The organism is Geobacillus thermodenitrificans subsp. thermodenitrificans DSM 465, assembly GCF_000496575.1.
Lineage (GTDB): Bacteria > Bacillota > Bacilli > Bacillales > Anoxybacillaceae > Geobacillus > Geobacillus thermodenitrificans.
Window position 1 is genome coordinate 55,292 of the sequence record NZ_AYKT01000012.1, and the last position, 22,816, is coordinate 78,107.

A 22,816-nucleotide genomic window follows, 5' to 3' on the forward strand; every position below is an offset into this window, starting at 1 on the left:
GACAGCTACCATTACAAACGTTTATTGATCGTCACGCTTTACTTTCATCAGCTTAGCCGCCTTTGGTGCAACGCGGAAGGAGGATAAGCATGGAAAGCTACTATGCCGTGCTCGATGCCATGGCCGCTGCGCCGGGCGATGGTGTATTCGCCATCATTATTGACGTCGAAGGTTCAGCCTATCAAAAGGAAGGCACATGGATGTGGATCGAAGCGGATGGAAAGACAACTGGCTTATTAAGCGGAGGCTGCTTTGAGGAAGCGGTGGCCGCGCACGCCCTCGACGTGCTGTCAAACCGTCAGGCGACGTCCATATCGTTTGACTTGCGCGCCGAAGATGATTGGTCTTGGGGACAAGGGGCTGGTTGCAACGGCCTTGTCCGCATTTGGCTTGAACCGGTGACAAGCAACACCAAACCTGATTGGCTGGCATTGAAACGCTGCCTTGACCGCGGTGAACATGTGTTTATGGCTCGAAGCATTACCGATCCGAGGGAGCAGCCGTTTTTCCAAAGCGAAACGGGGGAGCGCTTCGGCGGCTATTCTTCGCCGCCGAGGCCGGAATGGCTGAAAGAGTTGCATGGCACACCGTTTTTCCGTGGCCGGAACGGTGTGTATGAAACGGAAGAGGACACGTTTTTCATTCAGCATTTTTGGCCAAAACCGCGTCTTACGATTTTCGGCGCCGGCCCCGACGCTCCGCCACTCGTCTCGGCAGCTAAAGCCGCTGGGTTTTCCGTCACGGTCAGCGACTGGCGCCCGGCGTTTTGTCAACCGTCGCACGTGCCGGACGCGGACGCTTGGGTCGTCGGCTTTCCGCATGAAACCATTCCGAAACTTCACCTTACCGAGCGCGACTTTGTCGTTATTATGACTCACCAGTTTGAGCGCGACCGGGAACTTATGAGATGGTTAGCCGACATACCGCTCGCCTACCTCGGCGTGCTTGGACCGCGGCGGCGCACAGACCGACTCTTTCCTTCTGGAACGGCCCCGCCGTTTGTCCGTTCACCAATTGGACTGCCAATTGGAGCGCGCAGCCCGCATGAAATTGCTATAAGCATCACCGCCGAACTAATTAACGTGCTGCGCGGAGGGCCGATGGAGACTGCACGATGAGTGAACTCACGATTGCAGGCATTTACTTGGCCGCTGGGCAGAGTCGGCGGATGGGAACGGATAAACGCGCCTTGCCTTGGGGGGATGGGACGCTTGGGACGGCCGGTCTCAAGGCAGCGCTTCATTCCTGCCTCTCACCTATCATCGTTGTCGTTCCACCAACCGATGCGCTCGTTTGGCTTCCTGACGCGCTGCTAAACCACGACAAATGCCGTCTTGTCCGTTGCGCCGCCTGCCACCGGGGGCAGGCACACTCGCTTGCCTGCGGCTTACAAGAGGCGATTGTTGTAGGGGCGGACGCTGCCGCAGTATTATTGGCAGATCAGCCGTTTGTCACGACAGAAACGCTCGATGCTCTTGCCCGTTTTTATCGCCAGCACCATCCTGATTACGCCGCCTTTTCCCGCTTCGGCACCCCCATGCCTCCAGTCATCTGGGGAAAACAGATGTTTCCTGCCTTATTGGCACTTAGGGGAGATGCTGGCGGACGCAGGCTGTTTTGTGAGCCCCATTGGCGCGGTCTCTTATACGAAGGCGACGAGTCAATCGGCATGGACATCGACACAAAAGAGGACTATGAGTGTGCTGTCATCTATCGAGAAGTAAAGGAGGGACATTCTCGTGGCCGTCGGTAAAAGCATCATCCGCAAAGAAGCATGGGATAAGGTGACCGGCCGAGCGAAATATACGAACGATTTCAAAGAACAAGGAATGCTTCATGCCAAGCTCGTCACCAGTCCGTACGCTCATGCGCGCATCATCTCCATCGAAACGCACGAAGCGCTTGCCGCTCCCGGCGTTCGCGCCGTCCTGACCGGCAAAGGATTGCCGCTCACAGGCGAAGACATGCGCGACCGCCCGCCGATCGCTGCCGATAAAGTGCGATACTACGGAGAAGTTGTCGCCGTTGTGGTCGCCGATACACTCGTGCAGGCCGAACAGGCGGCCCGCCTCATCCGCATCGTTTATGAGCCGTTGCCAGCAGTCGGCTCGCCGCGCGAAGCACTGAAAGAAGGCGCTCCCTTGCTTCACGAAGAGCTCGACCGTTATGAAAGAAATAAGACGACCTACCCTGAGCCAGGGACAAACATCGCCCATCGGACCAAAATCCGCAAAGGCGACATTAAACAAGGGTTTGCCGAAAGCGACGTCATCATCGAAACAAGTGTATCATTCGCCCCGTCCGACCACGTGGCAATGGAAACGCGTTGCGCCACAGCAGAAATTTGGCCGGACGGCTCGATCCATATCTCTGCCTCCTCGCAGTCACCATTTATGATCAAGAGGCTCATTCATACGTATTTTGGCGAAGAAGCTGGCAAAATCGTCGTTCATACGCCGCTTGTCGGCGGTGCCTACGGCGGCAAGGCGCCCGTGCAGCTTGAACTGCTCGCCTACCTCGCCACAAAAGCGGTCGGCGGCCGGAAAGTGAGCGTCTGGAACAACCGCGAATGTGACATGGTCACCTCGCCTGTCCATATCGGCTTAGAAGCAACGGTCAAAATCGGCGCGACAAAAGACGGTGTTTTCAAAGCGATGGAAATTGTCTTTTTGTTTGACGGAGGCGCTTACTCCGACAAAGCGATCGACGTTAGCCGTGCCGCAGCTGTCGATTGTACTGGCCCATACCACGTCGAACATGTCTGGTGCGACTCACTTTGTGTCTATACGAACCGGCCGTATGCAACACCGTTCCGCAGTTTCGGCCATTGTGAGCAGTCGTTTGCCGTTGAACGAGCCATCGACGAATTGGCAAAAGTTCTTCAGCTTGACCCATGGGACGTGCGACGCAAAAACGCCATCCGCCCGGGGCATACGACCCCGACACAAGTACGGCTCACAAAAAGCAATGTAGGGGATATGCCCGCTTGCCTCGATCGACTACGGGAATTGATGCGCTGGGATGAATGGCAGCGCATCGAGCTTGACGCCTATACCGTACGAGCAAAAGGCATCAGCGGTGGTTGGAAAACGTCAACGATCGACACGGACTCAAGCTCCGGCGTCATTTTAACATTCAATTCCGACGGCAGCGTCAACGTCATCTCCGGCGTCGTCGAAATCGGCACAGGCACGAAAACAGTGCTCGCGCAAATCGTGGCCGAGCGACTAAAAATGAATGTGGACGACGTTCATGTCAAAATGGACATCGATACACAAACGACACCAGAACATTGGAAAACGGTCGCTAGCCGTGGGACATTTATGGCCGGGCGTGCAGCCTTAGCCGCCGCCAATGATGCCATTCGCCAGCTGAAAGAGATCGCCGCCTGCGTACTGCGGGTTACTCCTGACGATTTAGAAGTTGGCTTCGGACGTGTCTTTTTACGCGATGATCCGGCCATTTTCATTCCAGTGAAAGACATTGCCTACGGCTACAAGTTTCCGAACGGCAACGCCATCGGCGGACAAGTGATCGGGCGCGGCCATTATATTTTACGCCGCTTGACTCCGCTTGACCCGGAAACCGGCGCCGGAAAACCGGGACCGGAGTGGGGCGTATGCGCTGAAGGGGTCGAAGTGGAGTTCAACCGTCGCGACTACACGTACCGCATTGTGAAAGCGTACGCGGTTATCGATGCCGGCAAAGTGCTCAACCCGAAAGCGGCACTCGGTCAAGCGATGGGAGCGATGAGCATGGGACTGAGCTTTGCCAGCCGAGAAGGATTTCTTTTTGATGAAGCGCAGCGTGTCTTAAATCCGCAGCTGCGCACGTACCGGCCGATCCACTTCGGAGAACATCCCACATACATCGTGGAGTTTATCGAGACCCCACAAATCGACGCTCCGTACGGTGCGCGCGGCATCGGTGAACATGGCTTGCTCGGCATGCCCGCTGCTTTGGCAAACGCCTTATCGCTTGCTGCTGGTGTGCCGCTAAACGAACTGCCGCTTGTTCCCGAACTCATTTGGCGGAAACAGAAAGGAGACAGCTATGGTTCCCTTTGAATTTGCCTACTATCGTCCACAGTCGATCGCTGAAGCGGTGGCGATGTTTATAGAACTGGAACAAAAAGGGAAACGACCACTATATTATGGCGGGGGCACGGAAATCATCACCCTATCCCGCCTCGGTCTCGTTTCTACCGCCGCCGTCATTGACATGAAAGCCATTCCTGAATGCCGTGTGCTTGACGCCGACAGCGATCCTCTCGTGCTCGGGGCGGCGCTGTCGCTCACCGAACTCGTGGAAGCGAACCCGTTTCCTTTGTTGACCAAAGCAGCGAAAGAAGTCGCTGACCGGACGGCGCGCAACCAAATTACGCTCGGCGGCAACCTATGCGGGCAAATTTTTTACCGCGAAACAGCGCTCGCGCTGCTCGTCGCTGAGGCAGACATCGTCATCGCTGGCCCAAACGGCGTCCGTCAGTCCCGTATCAATGACTTGTTTCATCAACATCTGCAGCTAAGTCGCGGCGAATTTGTCGTTCAAATAAAAGTGCGCCGCTTCGCTGTGGAACTTCCTCACTTTCACCACAAGCGCCGCAAGCAAGGTGAAATCGGCTATCCGCTTGTCACCATTGCGGCGCTAAAAAAAGACGAAACCATTCACGCTGCCTTTAGCGGCGTCTGTCCGTTCCCGTTCCGTTCGGCTAAAGTCGAGGCTCATCTAAATGACCGAAGACGCCCCGCGACAGAACGGATTCAGGCGGCAGTCAACGCCTTCCCACGCCCGATTTTGCATGATATTGAAGGCTCAGCAGACTATCGACTGTTTGTTGCCGCTCAGCTACTTGAAGACGCACTTCGCGAGTTAGGGGAAACCATCTAGACGGGAGGTCAACATACGGACATGGAAGAAACGACCAAATGTGAGCTCGTGTTGCACATTAACGGAGAACAACGAACGGTCATCACCCGTCAAGCCGAAACACTACTATTCGTCTTGCGGGACGAGCTCGGACTGACCGGGACCAAACCCGGCTGTTTAAATGGCGACTGCGGTGCCTGTACTGTCTTAGTCAACGGCACACCAATCAAATCGTGCATGATGCTTGCTATTGAGACTGTTGGTAAAGAAATTACCACAATCGAGGGGCTCCGCGATACTCCTATTCAGCACGCCTTTGTCCGTCACTTCGCCTTTCAATGCGGCTATTGCACGCCTGGCTTTATTATGAACATCCATGCGCTCATCGAGCAGCATCCAAACGCTGATCAGTCAACGATTCAAGAATGGCTGCAGTCAAATATTTGTCGCTGCACGAGCTATCAAGAAATCGAGGCGGCGGTGAAAGAAGCGCTTCAAGCCAAAAAAACGGACATACAGCCCTCACATAACCGGATATCCCGAGTCTAGCAGGGATATCCTTTTTTGTGCGATGATTTTTCCATCCCATTCCAAATACCTATTGACAAAAATATAACGTTCACGTTAACGTTATATCTGTAGAAAACACCGTGTATCGCGATCACGCGAAAGTGAGGGCCCAGGATGGAACGATTGAAAATTGATGACGTCGCCAAAGCGACCGGCTTAACAAAGCGGGCGATCCGCTATTATGAAGAAATCGGCTTGATCAAGCCGCCGGCACGGAGTGAGGGCGGCACACGCCTTTATACGCAGGAAGATATCGAGCAGCTGAAAAACATCGTCGCCGCCCGCGAAGTGCTCGGTTTTTCGCTGCAGGAGTTACAGCACTTTTTAACATTGAAAGAAAAAATTGAGACGCATCGAGCAGAATACCGCCAAGCCATCGTTAGCAGCGAACAGCAGCGTGAACTCGAACAAATGGCCGCCGGGTTGCACCAACAAATTGCCATGCTTGATGACAAAATGAAGAAAATGGCGACACTGAAACAAGAACTGAAACAAATGGCAGAGCAAATAGACGCCATTCTAGAAGAGAGGAGAGAAGAATAGTGGAGGAAAGAAAACAAACACGGGCGCGCTGGATTACCGTTGCCGCCGCCTTTTTGGCGTTTATGGGTATCGGGGTCGTCGATCCGATTTTGCCGGTCATCGCCGAAAGCATCGGCGCGACCCACTGGCAAGTGGAAATGTTGTTTACCGCCTATATTTTTACGATGGCGGTCATGATGATTCCCGTTGGACTTGTCGTCAGCCGCGTTGGTGATAAACAAATGATGGTGATCGGACTTGGCCTTGTCACGATTTTCTCATTATTGTGCGGTTTTGCCGCCGACATCCCACAACTGTCGATCTTCCGCGCCGGTTGGGGGCTTGGCAATGCCACCTTTTTTGCAACGGCTATGACACTGTTAATCGCTTTGACGCCGCAGGCAAGCACCGCTGTCGGCTTGTATGAGGCGGCGATCGGCCTCGGCATGGCCGGTGGTCCGCTCATCGGTGGACTGCTGGGCCAACATTCATGGCGCTACCCGTTTATCGGCACAAGCGTGCTCATTTTTATCGCCTTTTTGCTTGTCGCATTTTTTGTGTATGATCCAAACAAAGGAAAACCGAAAAAAGCAGTCGGATGGCAGGAAATGCGGCATCTGCTCGCCTTTCCGCCGTTTTTAAAAGGGGCGATCGGCGGGATGCTTTATTATTACGGCTTTTTCGTTGTTTTGGCCTATTCGCCTCTGGTCATTAAGTTATCGGCGATTCAAATCGGTCTTGTCTTTTTCGGCTGGGGGCTTTGCCTCGCCTACGGATCGGCAGCGTTGGCCCACCGACTTGAAACAAAATACGAACCGAAACAAATATTGCCTTACAGCTTATTGCTGTTTGCCGTTTTATTGCTGCTTTTAGCGGTCGCTGAACAAACATGGTTCATGATCGTCCTTATCATTTTGTCGGGCCTTGTATCCGGCTTAAACAACGCCTTGTTTACAGGCTATGTGATGGAAACATCGCCGTATGAACGCGGCGTCACTTCCGGCATGTACAACTTCGTTCGCTGGATGGGGGCGGCCATCGCTCCGGTGCTATCTGGCGTCATCGGTCACGCCGTTTCCGCAAAGGCGCCGTTTATGATCGCCATGGCGCTGTCGCTTGTTGCATTCCTTTTCCTTGCCTGGCGCAAACGGGAGCCATCGGCAACGAAAACTGTATAAAAGCAACCGTTGCGGACAAAACGAAAACACGCCCGTTTCTCGGTGAGAAACAGGCGTGTTTTTATTCGGATCATTGTCATCATCTCTTATCATCACTCTATGATGCTTTTTTCATAAGCGAACCGTTTTCTTCTCGTTAATCACCACTCCTCGTTTTTTCATTTCGTCGATGTACACATTCCCGGGAACGATTTGCTCAGGCGGATAGACGCCGCGTTTCGTAATCAGCCCTCGGCCGATAAGCTGGGCGACGACGGAAATCGTATAAGCGGTCGTGCGCGCCATCGCCGTCACCTTACGTTCGCTATCGTTGAACGTGATCGTTTCATATTCAAACACCGTTTCTTTTCCGTCTTTCCGTCCACCGACAATCACCCGAAGCAAGACGACATCATCTTTACCTCTTAAATCAAGCATCGGAGTCAATACCGCAAGCAGCACGTCACGCGGTTTAACTTTGTGGCCGCCTACTTCCACCTCGACATCGTTGCGCGTCAAATTCAAGTCAACGAGGAGCTTGAATTTTTCCGCATGGCCACGATAGCGGATCGTTTTATATTCAAGCCGTTTCAAATTCGGAAACGAGCGTGACAGCGTCGACGTCCCTCCTGATGTATGAAACGCTTCAAGCGGGCCGAACCGTTCGAAATAAATCGGTTCAACCTCAGACAGAGATGGCACTTCTTGCTTTTTACCATCGCGAATAATTAAAGACGGATCGGTGTAATGGTCGAGAAGCCCTTCTAACGAAAACACATGGTTATACTCAAGCGGCGGTTCGGGCTGAACGGGAATGCCGCCGACGTACAGTTGGATGGATTCAACCTCATCGAGCTGATTTGCCCCGTAACCGGATAAAATGTTGATCATTCCTGGCGCGACGCCCAGATCGGGGATGATCGTCACCCCAGCTTTCTGGGCTTGGTCATGGAGTTCAAGCACCCGGTCGGTAATATGGCCGATATGCCCCCCTAAATCGACAGAATGGACGCCTGTGGCAATCGCCGTTTTCGCCACTGTTTCGTTAAACCGGTAAAACAAGGCGTTGACGACCACATCATGTCCTTTCATTAAGGTGGACAGCTGCTGTTGATCCCCAGCATCCACCCGCAAGGCAACAAGTTTCTCAGACTGAAGGTGGCGTACCGTCTGCTCTGCCTTGGCCAAATCGACATCAGCCAGCGTCACTGCCTCAACGTCTTCACTTTGCACTAAATCGCGTGCAGCTTCTTTCCCCATCAGCCCCGCACCAAGCACGAGCACCTTCACCATTCATTCCCTCCTCTATCACGGATTCTTTTCCATCTGCTTACATGACTGCTGCTTTTGTTCGTCTTTATCGCAGCTACTGCTTTCATTCACCATCAATGTTTGGCGTTGATGCTCACTTCTCTTTCACTAACTATAAAGACGACTGAACAGTTCAATCATCCGTATCGATTTGTGCCCGTTGCAGCTTGCCACTGAAATCGACATAAATGCTTCTCCATTCAGTGAATACATCAAGCGCAGCGACACCGGAATCACGGTGACCGTTTCCTGTCCCCTTTGTGCCGCCAAACGGCAAATGAATTTCTGCACCCGTTGTCCCTGCATTGACATACACAATGCCGGTATCCAAATCGCGCATCGCCCGGAACACATTGTTGACATCACGAGTGAAAATAGCGCTGGACAATCCGTAGTCGACACAATTGTTAACAGCGATCGCTTCATCCAAACTGCGGACGGAAATGATCGACACAACCGGGCCGAAAATTTCTTCGCGGGCGATACGCATGTCGGGCGTGACGTCAGTGAAAATCGTCGGTGCGTAATAAAAGCCGCGTGCATAGTCTCCATCGCTCAATATATGGCCGCCAACAAGCAGTTTCGCTCCTTCTTCTCGGCCGATGTGCACATAGCGTTCGATTTTTTGCAGCGCTTCTTCATGGATAACCGGACCAACTTTGACTGTTTCATCCAGCCCGTCACCGATTTTCAACGTCTTCACCGCTTCAAGCAGACGCCACTCGAGCTCTTGTTTCACCCGCTCATGGACAATAACTCGGCTGCACGCCGTGCACCGCTGCCCCGATGTGCCGAACGCACTCCAAACAATACCGTCAACCGCCAACGTCAAATCTGCGTCATCCATGACGATCACAGCGTTTTTCCCACCCATTTCGAGCGACACTTTTTTCAACAGGCGCCCGCACTTCTCGGCAATCTGACGGCCGACTTCATTCGAGCCCGTAAATGAAATGACCGGAACGTCCGGATGCTCAACAAGCGCGTTCCCTGCCGTCGGGCCGTCGCCGTGAACAACGTTAAACACCCCATCCGGCAGACCGGCTTCGGTGAAAATCGCTGCCAGCTCGCGCGCCATAAACGGTGTTTCAAGTGCCGGTTTCCAGACGACAGCGTTGCCGGCGACAATGGCCGGGAACGATTTCCATGTCGCGATAGCAATCGGAAAATTCCATGGGGTGATGATGCCGACAACCCCGACCGGCACCCGAACGCTCATGGCAAACTTGTCTTTTAGCTCAGACGGGGTCGTATCGCCGAACAACCGTCGTCCCTCCCCCGCCATGTAAAACGCCATATCGATGCCTTCTTGCACTTCGCCGCGCGCCTCTTCGATCACTTTCCCCATTTCCATTGTCAGCAGCCGAGCAAGCTGTTCTTTCCGCTCCTTCAGCAACAAACCGACTTTATATAATACGTCCGCTCGTTTCGGAGCCGGCACGAGCGCCCATTTCTTTTGCGCCGCTTTTGCCGCTTTGACAGCAGCATCGACATCAGCCGCTGCAGATAATGCTACTTCACCGATCGTTTCCCCATTTGCCGGATTGATCACCGGCGCCCATTGGCCGCTCAAAGCCGGTTGCCATTTTCCATTAATAAAGTTCAACGCCTTCATCGTCATCCTCCTTTGTCTATTGATTCGCTGTACGAGTAGATGTCGTTTCGCTGTTACTTTGCTACAGCTGTCCTTTTCATTGCATGATTCATGGGCTATCTCGGTCTCAATGCGGAAACTCTTCTCCAATGTTTTCATCTGTCTGACAGTCTCATCGTCACAGACAGTTGTTCCGGCTCCGTCATCACCTCAATCACGGTTGGTTTCGTCGCAGTGAGCGCCTGCTTAAAGGCAGCGGCAAACTCATCGGCTGTCTCCACCGTAACACCGTTGGCACCTAATGCCCTAGCCAATCTGGCAAACGACACCTCACCTAGTCCGCTGCCGACCACTCGTCCTGGGAACTGAAGCTCTTGATACATACGAATAGTCCCATACATCCGGTTGTTAAACACGAGACTGATGACCGGGACGCCATAACGGGACGCCGTCTCGAGTTCGGCCGCCGTCATGAGAAACCCACCATCTCCTGACAACGAAACGGCCGGCCGTTCCGGATGGGCGAGCTTCGCGCCGATGGCCGCCGGCAGCCCGTATCCCATCGCTCCTGATGTTGGGCCAATATACATATGCTGTTCCTTGAAGGAGAAAAAGGTGTGCAGCCAGCCGGCAAAATTGCCGGCATCGTTCGTAATCATTCCATCGTCCGGCAACTGCGCTTGTAGCTGAGCGATGATGGCTTCTTGCACGTTTCTTGGCGGCTGCGGCAGCCTCGCTGTTTCTTCATAAGCTTGTCGGCGCTCCAAGACCCATTCATTCCACGTCGGGACGATATGCCGCCCTAACAGTGCACACAACGCCTCGTGGGCATCGGCCGCAACGGCGATGTCCGCTGAAAACACTTTGCCAAGCGCCTCCTCGTCGATATCGATATGGATGAGCATCTGATGCGGCAGCGGCCATGTATAATCTTGCGTTGTTACTTCCGCCAACCGCGTTCCAACCGCCAAAATAACATCCGCCTGCTTGGCCGTCTCAACGACAGCTGCCGGTGCGCCAAGACCGAGATGGCCGACATAAAGCGGATGGTCATGCGGAAACACGTCATGGCGGCGGAATGCGGCAGCAACCGGAAGGGAATATTGTTCAGCGACGCGACGCAGCGCCTGCTCAGCGCGCCCCCGCTTCACCCCGCCACCGGCGACAATGAGCGGCCGACGGGCAGCAGCGAGTGCCGCTTCAATCCGCTTCACCTCATCATCCGCTGGGGCTGGGCGCGGCACATCCATCGTCATCAACACCGCCTCAGCAACCGTTGACGCAAACACATCCTCAGGAATAGAGACGACAACCGGACCAGGTCGTCCCGTTTTCGCCACCCGAAATGCCCGTTGCACGAGTTCTGGAACGCGCTCGGGGTCGGTGATTTCGACTGCCCATTTCGCAAGCGGCCGAAACCATTCGTCTAGTTCTACTTCTTGAAATCCCTCACGACCACGGAATCGGCGATGCACTTGTCCTAACAGGACGACAAGCGGGGTCGAATCTTGACGTGCTGTATGAACCCCGATGGCCAAATTAGACGCTCCGACTCCGCGCGTCGCTAAGACGACACCTGGTTTGCCGGACGCTTTCGCATACGCTTCAGCCATAAACGCCGCCCCTCCTTCATGGCGGGCAGAAATGAACTGAAGGGTTGGTTCATCGTACAACGCATCCAACAGCGGCAAATAACTTTCTCCCGGCACGCCAAACAAATGAGAAATACGCTCTTGTTTTAAGCATTCGACAATCGCTTGCGGGACAGAAAGGCCACGCATCACCCGCTTTTTCATGGCCGTCCCTCCCATTCAATCGCTTTCCAGCGCCGAACGGCTTCGAGCAGCCGTTCCTTCGGAGCGGCGAGCGATATGCGCACATACCCTTCCCCTGCTGAACCAAACGCCGTCCCTGGTGTAACGATCACCCCGGCCTCATCAAGCAACCGAGCGGCGAACTGAGCGGAAGAGTAACCGACCGCCGTTGGCACCCAAAGAAAAAACGTCGCTCGAGGCGGCTGAACGGGCACGCCTATTTGCCAAAGTGCAACCGTCATTGCCTTCATCCGCTCTTCATAAATGCGGCTGTTCTCCTTTGCGGCTTCATCTCCGCTCCGCAATGCAACGGCCGCTGCTTTTTGCACCGCCAAAAATTGACACGTATCAATATTGCTTTTCAAGATGGAGAGCGCCCGAATGACCTCCTTATTGCCGACGATATAACCGATGCGGCAACCAGCCATGTTATAGCTTTTCGATAAAGATCCAAATTCGATGGCTACTTCTTTGGCACCGTCAACTTGCAGCACGCTCGGAGCAAAGGCATCACCGAATGTCAATAATGAATAGGCTGAATCATGGGCGATAAGAAAACGATGTTTTTTTGCAAGCATGACTGCTTCTATGAAAACATCGATGGTGGCTAATGATGCTGTTGGATTGCTTGGATAGTTTAATAGCATGATATTGACTCGATCATAAGTGGATGGAGCAATAGCGGAAAATTGTGGTGCGTAGTCACGGGCTGCATCCAGCGGCAAGTCGATCGGCGTGCCTCGGGCAAGGTGAATAGCAGTTCGATACACCGGATAGCCCGGGTTCGGAACAAGCACTGCATCCCCCGGATCAATCAGCGCCTGCAATAGATGGACAATGCCTTCTTTTGAGCCAATCAAAGCGAGCACTTCAGTGTCTGGGTCAAGCTTGACACCATACTGCCGCTCATAAAAGTCAGCAACGGCTTCGCGATATTCGCGGCAGCCGGCGTACGGAGAATACGTATAATTGCGTGGGTCATCCAGCTCGCGTTTCAGCGTCTCAATAAGAAACGACGGCGGCGGCAAATCTGGCGCCCCGATGCCTAAATCGATGACATCAACCCCTTTTTTCGCAAGCTCGACCTTTTTTCGCTCAAAGTCCGAAAATAAATACGGCGGCATTCTTCTCACAAGGTCGGAAGCCATCTTCATCGCGGCCTCTCCCCCTTCGATTCGATTGTTTGAGGCGCGGAACAAGCAAACGACAGGGTGTTCGATGCTGGCTGGAGCCGGATCATCACTCACCGTTGTTTGGCAACTGCCCTCTCTGAACGATGGAACTGTTGCTTTGGTGAACATGTATCATTTGTCTCGTCTAGCTCATCTCCTCTCGTAAATCATTTTATTATTCATTTCAAATAATTAGAATATCGATCGAATGGAAGGAGCTCCCTTTCGTTGCTTTTCTCACCCCCATCTACACTACCGCTTTATAAGCATAAAAGAAAAACCGGACGCCTAGTTAACGTCCGGTATACAAAACGTATCCTCTCCTTACCGATACAGCGATGAACCGCCGCGCACAAATTCGTTCGCCTTTTCTTTCATTCCTTCTTCTTTGATTTTCCGTTGCAGCTCGTGTGAGATGTTCATCGAGCAAAATTTCGGCCCGCACATCGAGCAAAAATGAGCGGTTTTCGCCGCCTCAGCCGGCAATGTTTCATCATGATACTCGCGAGCCCGCTCCGGATCGAGCGATAAGTTGAACTGGTCATTCCAGCGAAACTCAAAGCGCGCTTTCGAGAGCGCATCGTCGCGCTGCTGGGCGGCTGGGTGACCTTTCGCCAAATCGGCGGCGTGGGCGGCGATTTTATATGTAACGACCCCGACGCGCACATCCTCTTTATTTGGTAACCCTAAATGTTCTTTCGGCGTCACATAGCAAAGCATGGACGTCCCGTAGGCACCGATGATCGCGGCGCCAATCGCCGACGTGATGTGGTCGTATCCCGGCGCAATGTCGGTGACAAGCGGCCCTAACGTATAAAACGGTGCACCATGACAAAGCTCTTGTTCTCGCTCGACGTTTTCGCGGATTTTCTGCATCGGAATATGCCCCGGTCCTTCAATCATGACTTGCACGTCATGCTCCCAAGCGATTTTCGTCAGCTCACCGAGCGTCTCAAGTTCAGCAAACTGTGCCTCGTCGTTTGCATCAGCAATGGACCCCGGGCGCAAGCCGTCACCAAGCGAAATGGCAACATCGTATTGTTTTAAAATCTCGCATATTTCTTCAAAATGCGTATATAAGAAGTTTTCTTCATGGTGGGCCAAACACCATTGCGCGATGATTGAGCCGCCACGTGAGACGATGCCGGTCGTCCGATTGACGGTGAGCGGAATGTAATGAAGCCGCACACCAGCGTGGATCGTCATGTAGTCAACCCCTTGTTCAGCCTGCTCAATCAATGTCTCGCGGTACACGTCCCATGTCAACTTCTCTGGTACACCGCCTACTTTCTCAAGCGCCTGATAAATCGGCACTGTTCCGATTGGAACTGGCGAATTGCGGATAATGTATTCACGCGTTTCGTGAATTTGTTTGCCGGTCGACAAATCCATCACCGTATCAGCACCCCAGCGTACCGCCCACAGCAGTTTTTCCACTTCATTCTCAATCGAGGAAGAAACAGCTGAGTTGCCGATGTTGGCGTTAATTTTTACATGAAAACGGCGGCCGATGATCATCGGTTCGCTTTCTGGATGATTAATATTCGAAGGGATGATCGCTCGGCCAGCGGCAACCTCCTGGCGGACGATTTCCGGGTCGATTTGTTCGCGAATCGCGACAAATTCCATTTCCGGTGTAATGATTCCTTTTTTGGCGTAATGCATTTGCGTGACCACTTTCCCCGGCTTCGCCCGCAGCGGACGTCGTGCAAACGGAAGCGACGCCGCACGGCCGGCGGTGGACTGTGGCTCCGTTTCTTCGACATCGCCTCGCTCAACAATCCAGTTGCGGCGAAGAAGCGGCAATCCTTTTTCTACATTCGGCTCAAAATCAGGATCTGTGTATGGACCGGTTGTGTCATAGACGCGCACCGGTTTGTTTTCCACCTCTCCTTGCGGTGTCTTCGTCGGTGATAACGCGATTTCTCTCATCGGCACGCGCACGTCCGGCCGTGATCCTTCGACGTACACTTTCCGGCTGGCTGGAAATGACATAAACGAGCGAATGTTTTCCATACGGATTCCCCCTCTAAATCAACGATGGTTTAGGATCCGAGGCCAAGCCAGCCGAAGCAAAGGCAAAAACGAGCCGCTCTTTGCCGTGAAAAATAAAAACGGGTCCCGCAACACGGAACCCGATCAAGGCAAAAAGGCCAAATGAACAGTCTAAGCGTCCATCTGTTCCCGCTGCCTGCTTCCCTACGCTGGCATGACCCAGATCAGGTTCAAAGGGTCAAAGAACTTCATCGCGTTCTTTTCTCAGCCCGGCTCTCGGACTCCCCTAGCAGATAAGCGTATAACAATGATGACTGACTTTTTTTATTTTACTACATAATGAGAAAATAAACAAACCATTTTATTCCATATCACAACTGATGTACCGTGTTTCTTTCCTCAGTAAACGCGCTTTTTTTCCGCTTCACACCGAAAATTGCTTTAACATCGTCCGCATCTCGTCCGCCATCTGACCGAGCGATGCCGACGAAGAAGCAATTTCTTCAACAGAAGCCATTTGTTCTTGAGTCGCTGCCGATACATTGGCAGCACTAGCTGCTGACTGTTCGACAATTTTGGTCATCTGTTGGAACGCCTCATCCACCTGGCGGGCATGGCCCGTCATTTGTTCAATCGCAGACGATACTTGTCCAATTTGTTCGCTTACTTGACCGACCGCCTCACGAATATCGGCAAACGACTGACCGGCAACAGCGACGACGTCCAACCCTTGCGCCACTTCAGCGACGACCCGTTCCGTGGAGGCGATTGCCTGCTTCGTCTCTTCCTGGATGTAGCTAATCAGATCGGAAATTTGCTGCGCTGAGTGCGCTGACTGCTCCGCCAACTTCCGCACCTCGTCCGCGACAACGGCAAATCCTTTCCCTTGCTCACCGGCACGCGCCGCTTCGATCGCCGCATTGAGCGCCAGTAAATTCGTCTGTGACGCGATGCTCGTAATCGCTTCAGTAATTTGTCCAATCTCGTTCGATCGCTCCCCGAGCCCTTTAACGACTTGGCCGAGCGATTGAACGTGGTCATAAATAAATTGCATTTGCTCAGACATTTGCATCACAGATTGCTTGCCATCCCCTGCTTTTGTTGCCGTTTCTTGGGCGCTGTGTGCCACTTCTTTTGTTTGACGGGCAACATCACTGAGCGTTCGGGAAATATCATTGACGGATTCCGCTGTGCCGCGGGCTGCACTCGCCTGCTCTTCCGCATGGGAAGCAAGTCCGTCCATCGTTGCCGCAATTTGTTCTGTCGCCCTCGTCGTCTGTTCGGCAACAGTAGCTAACTGGTTGGAAAACTGCGACACTTCGTCCGCATGGTGTTGAATGCGGCCTATCACCTCTTGCCAAGCATCCGCCATATTGTTTAACGATGTGGCAATCGGCCGCAACTGCCGCACGCTGTTGAGCGGTACGCGCACTGTTAAGTCCCCACTTGTCATCTTGCTTAAGTATTTGTTAATGACGGCAATTGGAGCAACAAACCGCCGATAATTCAGCGTTGCCGAAATGAAGCCAACAATCGCACCAAGCAGCAACGTAGCGGCTAACGTCCACCAAAACGCCGCCCCGCGAATGCTGTTAGCTAGACATATCGCAAGGCCGATTACCGCCGTGCTCGGAATCACGACGAACATCGTGCGGATGATATAGCTCATTAACGACAAACCTTTCTCCCCCTTTTTCTATCGCCTAAAAATGTTTTATACAGCATTGACATATTCGGCAATGTGCATAGGTTTTCCTTCTTTGTGCCTAATCGAACATCCAAACATTTTGCCGATATTACATTGCGGAGATGCTTAGCCCAAAAAATTATAATGAAACGTATTTTGCGATTCTCCACGACGACACCCACCATCTCTGGCTACCGGTGGCATAGAACTGGGATATTTCCCCACATGACCTTCTAAGCCGCCTGCCCCCCGAAGTTTATCTATCTTGAACATCAACATAAAAAGCGGGCTTCCAGTTGGAAGACCGCTTTTTCCTTATTTACACCGTCGGCTTTTCGGTTGTGACATACGTTCCGGCGATAAAATCGTGAATCGACCGTTTGTCTTCCCTTGCAGCCACCATAATGGCGCTAACGATCAGACCGATGCCTAACGTGATAACATAAACAAGTCCGCCAACGAACAAGCGCAAAAACATCGTGCCGATGCCAACCTTGCCGCCATTCACTTTCGCAATCCGGATGCCAATCATCCGCTTACCGACCGTATACCCATACCAGACAGCAGGAACAATTAGGGCGTACAACAACTCTACCAAATTCGTAAACCAGTTCTCTTCCGCACTACCTGTAATCAAATAGCCGATGATTGAAATCGGAATGCCGATGACAATAGCGTCTAACAAGTTTGCCAACAGCCGCCTCCAAAATCCAGCCGGGTTTGTCACTGCCATGTATCTTTCCCCCTTCTACCTTTTCTATATTGTATTCATCACCTACAGTACAATTGTCTTTATTTTAGCCTAAATCTCAGGGAGACGTCCATACGATCAAGGCCGGCCAAGAGCCAGGAGCTCCCAGCCCACTTCGGACCAACTACGGCGAAAAGTTTCTCATAAAAGTAGTATTGGTGAAAAATTCGTATATAGTAAACTTAGAAAGATTCCCTTTGCGTAATGGCCAGCAGCAAGAGGTCATGGGTAGACAACGCCATTTTTTATGAAAGGCTTGACAACATATGTGGGAACTTATTTTCGTATTTGCCATTCTTTTTGTCGGCAGTTTGATTCAAGGAGCAAGCGGATTTGGCTTCGGGTTGTTTTCTATGGGGCTTTTGCCGATGGTATTAACCTTTAAGAATAGCACACTATTAGTGTTGGCTTTGACGCTCATCATATCGTTCCACGTGGCGGTCAAGTTCAGAAAACACATTCGAGGCAAAGACCTTCTTTCTATTTTAAGTTTCGCCTTAGCAGGCCGCATATTGTCATTCTTTATCCTAACCTTCTATGGCGAGACGGAGATCATGAGAAAACTGTTGGGCCTTGTACTCATTGGGATGGTTATTTATCTTTATATGAGTGAAAAAAACGCCTATGCCCCATCGTTTAAAAAGCCGATCTTTCCTATGTTGATCGGTTTGATCGGCGGAATAATCGGAGGGATCTTTGCCGTAGGCGGCCCCTTTTTCGTCTTTTACTTTCTGATGCGTTATAAAGAAAAAGAAAGCTATAATGCCAATCTTCAAGCGTCCTTTGTCATCATGAATAGTTTTACGATCGTTTTGCACGGGATTCATGGAAACTTTACCGATTCATTCGTTCTGTACTTTTTGCTTGGGGCCGTCGCTGTATTGGCTGGTGTACACATAGGGCTGAAATGGTTTGAACGCCTGCCGCATACACGGATTAAAACATTGGCTTCTTTCATTGTGTTTGCGGCGGGAGTAAACTTGTTGGCCTTTTCATAGCATATAAAAGGATGCCCGAAAAAATGGGCATCCTTTTACTCACAAATGGAGAGTCCCAACATGACAGCCCTGCCAAGTCGGCTGACATTGGCGACTTTCCCCCTATCTAAGCTTAGCAACCACCGCTGAGAAATCGTCCCGAAGCGATCCTTTTTGGATAAAATGACGGCGTAAGCAGGCTAACAGCGCACGCTCATCGAGAGAAACATACGGCGCTAGCGTATCACGGAACGTCTCAATATTTTGGCGGACAGAACCCGCCTCCCCTTCAATAGCCCCATCGGAATACAGGACAAGCGTCGCCCCAGACTCATAGCGCAACTGGCCGCTATCAACGAAAAGCCCAGGGAGCAACCCGATCGGCGCACACCCGCGATCCAATTCGAATACCGTGCCGTCCGGTTGGAATAAAAATCCGGGCGGATGGCCGGCCGATGCATACTCGATCATCCGTTTCTTCACATCAACAAGGACATACACAGCAGTAAAATAATACGTCATCTGCCCGTTTTCATGATACAGCTGGCGCATATGACGGTTCAACTCGTAGAACACGGCTTGTGGGACGATCGCTTTGCGGATGATGCCGTTAAGGAGCGAGCGAACTGACATGCAAATGAGTGAAGCCGCCGCTCCATGCCCCATCACGTCCATTAAAAAAATGCCGTACCGCTGGTTGTCGATCTGATACCATGCATACATGTCGCCGCCCAACTCCTGCGACGGAATGTATGTGCCAGCGATGTCGATTCCATTGGCTGACAACGGTTTGCTTAATACACGCTTCTGCACTTCGCGGGCCAGCTTTAAATCATCCTTCATTGCCTCCGCATAAGGCGTCTCATGCAGGCCGGAAAACAAAAATAAGTAAAAGGAAATGTTCCCTTCTTGATTGTGAACAGCCCGCACCGTTGTTCGCCTAACAGACACCGATCCGTTTTTCCGCCGCCAGCGCACCCGTCCCTGCCATTGCCCGCTTTCCTCAATTCCGTTTTTGATCACTTCGTAAAACCAGGCAGCGTAATAACCAGCATAGAGCGTATGCAGCGGCTGGCCGACGACTTCCGTACTATGGCCGGTGATTTTCGTAAACGCCGAGTTGACGAACCGAACGGCAAACTCATCGTCAGTCACAAGCATCGCCTGTTCGATGGACGCATACACTTGCTCAGCGAGCCGAATCTCGTCCCTGTTTCTTTTCGTCTCCGTGATGTCCATGACAAAGCCGCTGATCAGGTTTCCTTCCTCTGCCTCACTAAGCACAGGAACCATCCGCTCAAGCACCCAACGCACAGACCCGTCCCGCTGATTAACGATGCGGTATGTTTGTGTACTCACCTTAGATTCCCAAGGGAGTGCCCATTTTGCCTCCGCTTTGGCATGGTCGTCGGGGTAGGATATTTTCATCCATATATCCTCATCATGATAAAAGGCAGCCGGAGGCAGGCCGTATAGCTGCTCACACGACGAAGAAATGAACAATATTTTTCTTTTATCCGGTGCTGCCAACCAGTATACATAATCATTCGACCCGAACAGCATGTTCATTTTTTCAAGTCTGTCGAACAACTCCCGCCATGTAAAGTTTTTGTGATGTCGCAGATATTCCAAAAACTCATCAATCATAAAACGTCATTCTCCGCTTAAATAATCAATTGCTTCTTTCTCCGTGGCGAATAATTTCATAAACGAATAAAATTTTACAATACGGAAAATTTCTGCGAGCGACCCTTTCACTCCGGCAACGACCAGTTCTTTTTGCTGGGCTCTGGCCGCCATCACGCTGTCGGCAATCATGCCGAGCCCGGCGCTGTTGATGTAGTTGACCGCTTCCATGTTAACAATCAACTGGTCAGCCCGTTCGGCCAGCAACTGTTCAAGCGCTTGACGAAACGATTCAACATTATTTAATGTAATATCTTCCGTCCATGTCAGTGTGCGAATTGCCCCTTGTCTCGTCTCCATCCTAGCTTCCTCCAATGGTCACTCATTTTTTTTTGCATTTGCACATGCAAAGCAAGACGTTATTTCCCGTTCGCTTCACGAATACCTCGTCGACAATATGGGCGATCAGCTGCAGCCCTCTGCCGCGCGCCCCAGTGTTCACGTTGTCGGTTTTGGCGACAGAAAAGCATCCCCCTCGCTGCTTAACAATAATCGTAAACTGGCTTGTATCAATTTTCCAAAATATTCTAAATGGTAGTCTCCCTGTTTTTTGACAATATTCATATGCGTTCGTACACGCTTCCTCCGTCGCCAAGCGAAGAAAGAGACAGTCGCGTGGCAAAAAGCCTATCTCGTTTGCCAACTGCTCAGTAATGTCCATCGCTTTTAAAATGTCCACCGTTTTCATGATCGTCATCGTTCGAATCATGATCATATGCTTCATCGGCATTCCCCTATCTTTCTGTGCTTGCACGCGCAGTCAAACGCAGTATATCATCTTTTTCACTATTGCACACTCTAGCGCCGGGAAAAACAGGTTGGAATGCTATGCTTTCTTCTTTCTTAATTATTCCATCTACACAAAAATAGTTCTTATTTACCACAATAACATTATAATAAAAAACATATCACATTCCAATTTCCTATGCTTTTAGTCCTTAATTTCACTTTTGAGTACAAAATCTCCTCGGCTAGGATGATAAAAAAGGAACATCATGGATCTTATCGTCCGATGATGCTCCCTTCATGACGACGATGACTTAACTGATACACAAGGGCAATCAGCTGTGACCGGTCGTTGACACCTATCTTTTGAAAAATATTCGTGATGTGATTTTTTACTGTATGTACACTAATGAACAAACGCTCTGAAATTTCGCGGTTGCTACAACCTTGGACGAGCAGTTCAAGCACATCCATCTCTCGAGATGTCAGCTGTTCGGACAACATCTGAACATTAACTGTCTGCCCGCTCCCATCTTGAGCTGCGCTATTCATCATCATCACTCCAACAGCCACTAACGCTGTCACGTACACTTCGGCTTCTTTCGCCTCGTCCGTTTCTTTTAAATGAACCGCAAGAACGCCATAATAGCCATCACGGACAAAAAACGGCACTTCCATCACGGTTTTGTCTCCTACTTGGCGCAAAGACGGGACTTGACTTTTCGCCACCTGTTTAATACTACGTCCATAGTGGCGAAGCACATCCTCTTGGTAACAAGACGCCATTTCAGCGGAAATCGCTCCTTCATGAACGGTGACTGCCTTGCCATTAACATACAATATGGTACAAACGAAATCGCCGTAGGCAAGCTCGAGCGCAAACTGGGTCATCATGCGAACGATTTCTTCGTCATTTTGCACGACGTGCATCGCCCGACCAATTTCCATTAACATTGTCAACCGCATGAAATGACGGTTCATTTTCATATCAGCGGCCGCGCATTTCACAAGCAAATGCTCATATTGAACGAGCGCAGCGCCAAGCGGCTTCATCGCTGCTGGCAATGAGGATGCTGTCTCACTGCCAACAATGACCCATCCTTCCACTTTTTGCTCATATATCGCCGGATATATGATCATCGCTTTCGGGCGGATGCCATGACGGACAAAAAACGAAAAGCGTGGATCTAACGCAACATTTTGAAAATAAGAAGGACAGAGCGACATTTCAGGGAAGGAGAGCGGTGGAAACAGCTCATCGATCATTTTGCCATATAGGCGCGCGGCTTTTTCGCCGTTCGTTGCCGCCACCACCCATCCTTGCTGGCGCTTTTCGATATACAACGCCATATCAAGGCACTCATCCATCTTGCGCAGCTCGTGAAGCAGCTTGTCCATACGATTTACAGCCGAATGATCGGTTACCGCTGTTTTAAGTAGCTGTCCGTACTCATGGTATTTTTGTTTGCGGCGCTCGCTGCTGATTAATTCTCCACATATGGCTGCCATCTTTTCAATTTCGTTCAACTTTGCTTCGACCGCGCCAACGGGCAGTGCATCTGCCTGTTTGATGGCCGCCGTCCACTTCTGGGCATTATCGCCAATCAACTCTTTCGTTTCTTCCTCAACAAACACACCAGCCCAAACCCAATATTCTGCCCTCCCGTCGACAAGCACGGGAGCAATGATGCTTTTCAATCCGAAATGCCCAGCTGGTACAACAGTCGGCCGTTGTCGCCCATCAATCGCTAACTCCCGAGGGCAAAAAAACGAGGCGACTCCCTTTTTCTCGACAAATAAAACGAGCTCTGCCAGCTCGGTCATATTCGATACTTTCGTTACCGGATTGCCGTCATAATCCACAATAATCATGCTTAACCCCGTTAATGCCGCATACGCATCTTGGACATATTGCAACAAATCATTAATCGTCAATTCACCCTCAACTCTCCCAAACTATGTTTTTTCCTTATCTATTATGAACA

The 22,816-nt window shown here is 51.5% G+C and carries 19 protein-coding genes and 1 riboswitch; of the genes, 8 read left to right on the forward strand and 11 right to left on the reverse strand.

What is annotated here, in order from left to right; all coding sequences use genetic code 11:
- The first annotated feature begins 89 nt into the window (after nucleotides 1-89).
- The 7 genes from DSM465_RS0112565 (at nucleotide 90) to DSM465_RS0112595 (ending at nucleotide 7,139) form a co-directional block, all read left to right on the forward strand.
- On the forward strand, nucleotides 90-1,118 hold the full coding sequence (locus tag DSM465_RS0112565) for an XdhC family protein (RefSeq protein WP_008881234.1): 1,029 nt from the start codon (nucleotides 90-92) through the stop codon (nucleotides 1,116-1,118).
- Nucleotides 1,115-1,753 carry a xanthine dehydrogenase accessory protein PucB gene (pucB, locus tag DSM465_RS0112570; protein WP_029761488.1) on the forward strand — a complete coding sequence of 213 codons (639 nt, stop codon included), beginning with the start codon at nucleotides 1,115-1,117 and terminating at the stop codon, nucleotides 1,751-1,753. Before DSM465_RS0112565 ends, pucB begins: the two co-directional genes overlap by 4 nt.
- On the forward strand, nucleotides 1,740-4,067 hold the full coding sequence (locus DSM465_RS0112575) for a xanthine dehydrogenase family protein molybdopterin-binding subunit (protein ID WP_029761489.1): 2,328 nt from the start codon (nucleotides 1,740-1,742) through the stop codon (nucleotides 4,065-4,067). Before pucB ends, DSM465_RS0112575 begins: the two co-directional genes overlap by 14 nt.
- Nucleotides 4,054-4,890 (forward strand): FAD binding domain-containing protein, encoded by an 837-nt coding sequence (locus DSM465_RS0112580; RefSeq protein ID WP_008881237.1) that lies wholly within the window; start codon nucleotides 4,054-4,056, stop codon nucleotides 4,888-4,890. Before DSM465_RS0112575 ends, DSM465_RS0112580 begins: the two co-directional genes overlap by 14 nt.
- Before the next feature lie 21 nt (nucleotides 4,891-4,911).
- Nucleotides 4,912-5,418: a (2Fe-2S)-binding protein gene (locus DSM465_RS0112585; protein WP_008881238.1), complete on the forward strand. Its 507-nt coding sequence runs from the start codon at nucleotides 4,912-4,914 to the stop codon at nucleotides 5,416-5,418.
- Nucleotides 5,419-5,553: 135 nt separating this feature from the next.
- Nucleotides 5,554-5,982 (forward strand): MerR family transcriptional regulator, encoded by a 429-nt coding sequence (locus tag DSM465_RS0112590; RefSeq protein ID WP_008881239.1) that lies wholly within the window; start codon nucleotides 5,554-5,556, stop codon nucleotides 5,980-5,982.
- Nucleotides 5,982-7,139, forward strand: a complete 1,158-nt coding sequence (locus DSM465_RS0112595; RefSeq protein WP_008881240.1) for an MFS transporter — start codon at nucleotides 5,982-5,984, stop codon at nucleotides 7,137-7,139. Before DSM465_RS0112590 ends, DSM465_RS0112595 begins: the two co-directional genes overlap by 1 nt.
- Before the next feature lie 111 nt (nucleotides 7,140-7,250).
- Here the strand turns inward: DSM465_RS0112595 and DSM465_RS0112600 are convergent, their stop codons facing one another.
- The 7 genes from DSM465_RS0112600 to DSM465_RS0112630 all read right to left on the reverse strand — a co-directional run bounded on the left by DSM465_RS0112600 (nucleotide 7,251) and on the right by DSM465_RS0112630 (nucleotide 17,424).
- A complete protein-coding gene (locus DSM465_RS0112600; RefSeq protein WP_029761490.1) occupies nucleotides 7,251-8,408 on the reverse strand; it encodes a saccharopine dehydrogenase family protein in 1,158 nt (385 codons plus the stop codon).
- A gap of 154 nt (nucleotides 8,409-8,562) precedes the next feature.
- Nucleotides 8,563-10,044 carry an aldehyde dehydrogenase family protein gene (locus tag DSM465_RS0112605; RefSeq protein ID WP_008881242.1) on the reverse strand — a complete coding sequence of 494 codons (1,482 nt, stop codon included), beginning with the start codon at nucleotides 10,042-10,044 and terminating at the stop codon, nucleotides 8,563-8,565.
- A gap of 134 nt (nucleotides 10,045-10,178) precedes the next feature.
- A complete protein-coding gene (locus tag DSM465_RS0112610; RefSeq protein ID WP_029761491.1) occupies nucleotides 10,179-11,819 on the reverse strand; it encodes a thiamine pyrophosphate-binding protein in 1,641 nt (546 codons plus the stop codon).
- The gene (locus DSM465_RS0112615) at nucleotides 11,816-12,991 is read right to left on the reverse strand and encodes an aminotransferase class I/II-fold pyridoxal phosphate-dependent enzyme (protein ID WP_029761492.1); all 1,176 of its coding nucleotides are present in this window, start codon (nucleotides 12,989-12,991) and stop codon (nucleotides 11,816-11,818) included. Before DSM465_RS0112615 ends, DSM465_RS0112610 begins: the two co-directional genes overlap by 4 nt.
- A gap of 342 nt (nucleotides 12,992-13,333) precedes the next feature.
- Nucleotides 13,334-15,025: a phosphomethylpyrimidine synthase ThiC gene (thiC, locus tag DSM465_RS0112620; protein WP_008881245.1), complete on the reverse strand. Its 1,692-nt coding sequence runs from the start codon at nucleotides 15,023-15,025 to the stop codon at nucleotides 13,334-13,336.
- A gap of 163 nt (nucleotides 15,026-15,188) precedes the next feature.
- A riboswitch (TPP riboswitch) is annotated at nucleotides 15,189-15,302 on the reverse strand.
- Nucleotides 15,303-15,428: 126 nt separating this feature from the next.
- Nucleotides 15,429-16,682: a methyl-accepting chemotaxis protein gene (locus DSM465_RS0112625; protein WP_008881246.1), complete on the reverse strand. Its 1,254-nt coding sequence runs from the start codon at nucleotides 16,680-16,682 to the stop codon at nucleotides 15,429-15,431.
- Nucleotides 16,683-17,010: 328 nt separating this feature from the next.
- Nucleotides 17,011-17,424 carry an RDD family protein gene (locus DSM465_RS0112630; RefSeq protein ID WP_008881247.1) on the reverse strand — a complete coding sequence of 138 codons (414 nt, stop codon included), beginning with the start codon at nucleotides 17,422-17,424 and terminating at the stop codon, nucleotides 17,011-17,013.
- Between the two features lie 284 nt (nucleotides 17,425-17,708).
- On the opposite strand from DSM465_RS0112630, the gene DSM465_RS0112635 reads away from it, so the two are divergent.
- Nucleotides 17,709-18,440, forward strand: coding sequence for a sulfite exporter TauE/SafE family protein (locus tag DSM465_RS0112635; protein WP_029761493.1), 732 nt, complete (start codon nucleotides 17,709-17,711; stop codon nucleotides 18,438-18,440).
- 102 nt (nucleotides 18,441-18,542) lie between these two features.
- Here the strand turns inward: DSM465_RS0112635 and DSM465_RS0112640 are convergent, their stop codons facing one another.
- From DSM465_RS0112640 to DSM465_RS20200, 4 genes are all read right to left on the reverse strand, one after another.
- Entirely contained in the window at nucleotides 18,543-20,066 is a 1,524-nt protein-coding gene (locus DSM465_RS0112640; RefSeq protein WP_029761494.1) for a SpoIIE family protein phosphatase, read from the reverse strand.
- A gap of 6 nt (nucleotides 20,067-20,072) precedes the next feature.
- Nucleotides 20,073-20,405 carry an STAS domain-containing protein gene (locus DSM465_RS0112645; RefSeq protein ID WP_008881250.1) on the reverse strand — a complete coding sequence of 111 codons (333 nt, stop codon included), beginning with the start codon at nucleotides 20,403-20,405 and terminating at the stop codon, nucleotides 20,073-20,075.
- 22 nt (nucleotides 20,406-20,427) lie between these two features.
- On the reverse strand, nucleotides 20,428-20,829 hold the full coding sequence (locus DSM465_RS0112650; protein WP_008881251.1) for an ATP-binding protein: 402 nt from the start codon (nucleotides 20,827-20,829) through the stop codon (nucleotides 20,428-20,430).
- 278 nt (nucleotides 20,830-21,107) lie between these two features.
- Nucleotides 21,108-22,766, reverse strand: coding sequence for a helix-turn-helix transcriptional regulator (locus DSM465_RS20200; protein ID WP_008881252.1), 1,659 nt, complete (start codon nucleotides 22,764-22,766; stop codon nucleotides 21,108-21,110).
- Nucleotides 22,767-22,816: the final 50 nt, after the last annotated feature.

Bases quoted from the DNA above. Each gene is read 5' to 3' on its own strand.
- DSM465_RS0112635 (WP_029761493.1), top strand. From the start codon at position 17,709: ATGTGGGAACTTATTTTCGTATTTGCCATTCTTTTTGTCGGCAGTTTG.
- DSM465_RS0112615 (WP_029761492.1), bottom strand. From the start codon at position 12,991: ATGAAGATGGCTTCCGACCTTGTGAGAAGAATGCCGCCGTATTTATTT.
- DSM465_RS0112585 (WP_008881238.1), top strand. From the start codon at position 4,912: ATGGAAGAAACGACCAAATGTGAGCTCGTGTTGCACATTAACGGAGAA.
- DSM465_RS0112650 (WP_008881251.1), bottom strand. From the start codon at position 20,829: ATGAAGCATATGATCATGATTCGAACGATGACGATCATGAAAACGGTG.
- DSM465_RS0112580 (WP_008881237.1), top strand. From the start codon at position 4,054: ATGGTTCCCTTTGAATTTGCCTACTATCGTCCACAGTCGATCGCTGAA.
- DSM465_RS0112645 (WP_008881250.1), bottom strand. From the start codon at position 20,405: ATGGAGACGAGACAAGGGGCAATTCGCACACTGACATGGACGGAAGAT.
- DSM465_RS0112610 (WP_029761491.1), bottom strand. From the start codon at position 11,819: ATGAAAAAGCGGGTGATGCGTGGCCTTTCTGTCCCGCAAGCGATTGTC.
- DSM465_RS0112640 (WP_029761494.1), bottom strand. From the start codon at position 20,066: ATGATTGATGAGTTTTTGGAATATCTGCGACATCACAAAAACTTTACA.
- pucB (WP_029761488.1), top strand. From the start codon at position 1,115: ATGAGTGAACTCACGATTGCAGGCATTTACTTGGCCGCTGGGCAGAGT.
- DSM465_RS0112605 (WP_008881242.1), bottom strand. From the start codon at position 10,044: ATGAAGGCGTTGAACTTTATTAATGGAAAATGGCAACCGGCTTTGAGC.
- thiC (WP_008881245.1), bottom strand. From the start codon at position 15,025: ATGGAAAACATTCGCTCGTTTATGTCATTTCCAGCCAGCCGGAAAGTG.
- DSM465_RS0112565 (WP_008881234.1), top strand. From the start codon at position 90: ATGGAAAGCTACTATGCCGTGCTCGATGCCATGGCCGCTGCGCCGGGC.
- DSM465_RS0112590 (WP_008881239.1), top strand. From the start codon at position 5,554: ATGGAACGATTGAAAATTGATGACGTCGCCAAAGCGACCGGCTTAACA.
- DSM465_RS0112630 (WP_008881247.1), bottom strand. From the start codon at position 17,424: ATGGCAGTGACAAACCCGGCTGGATTTTGGAGGCGGCTGTTGGCAAAC.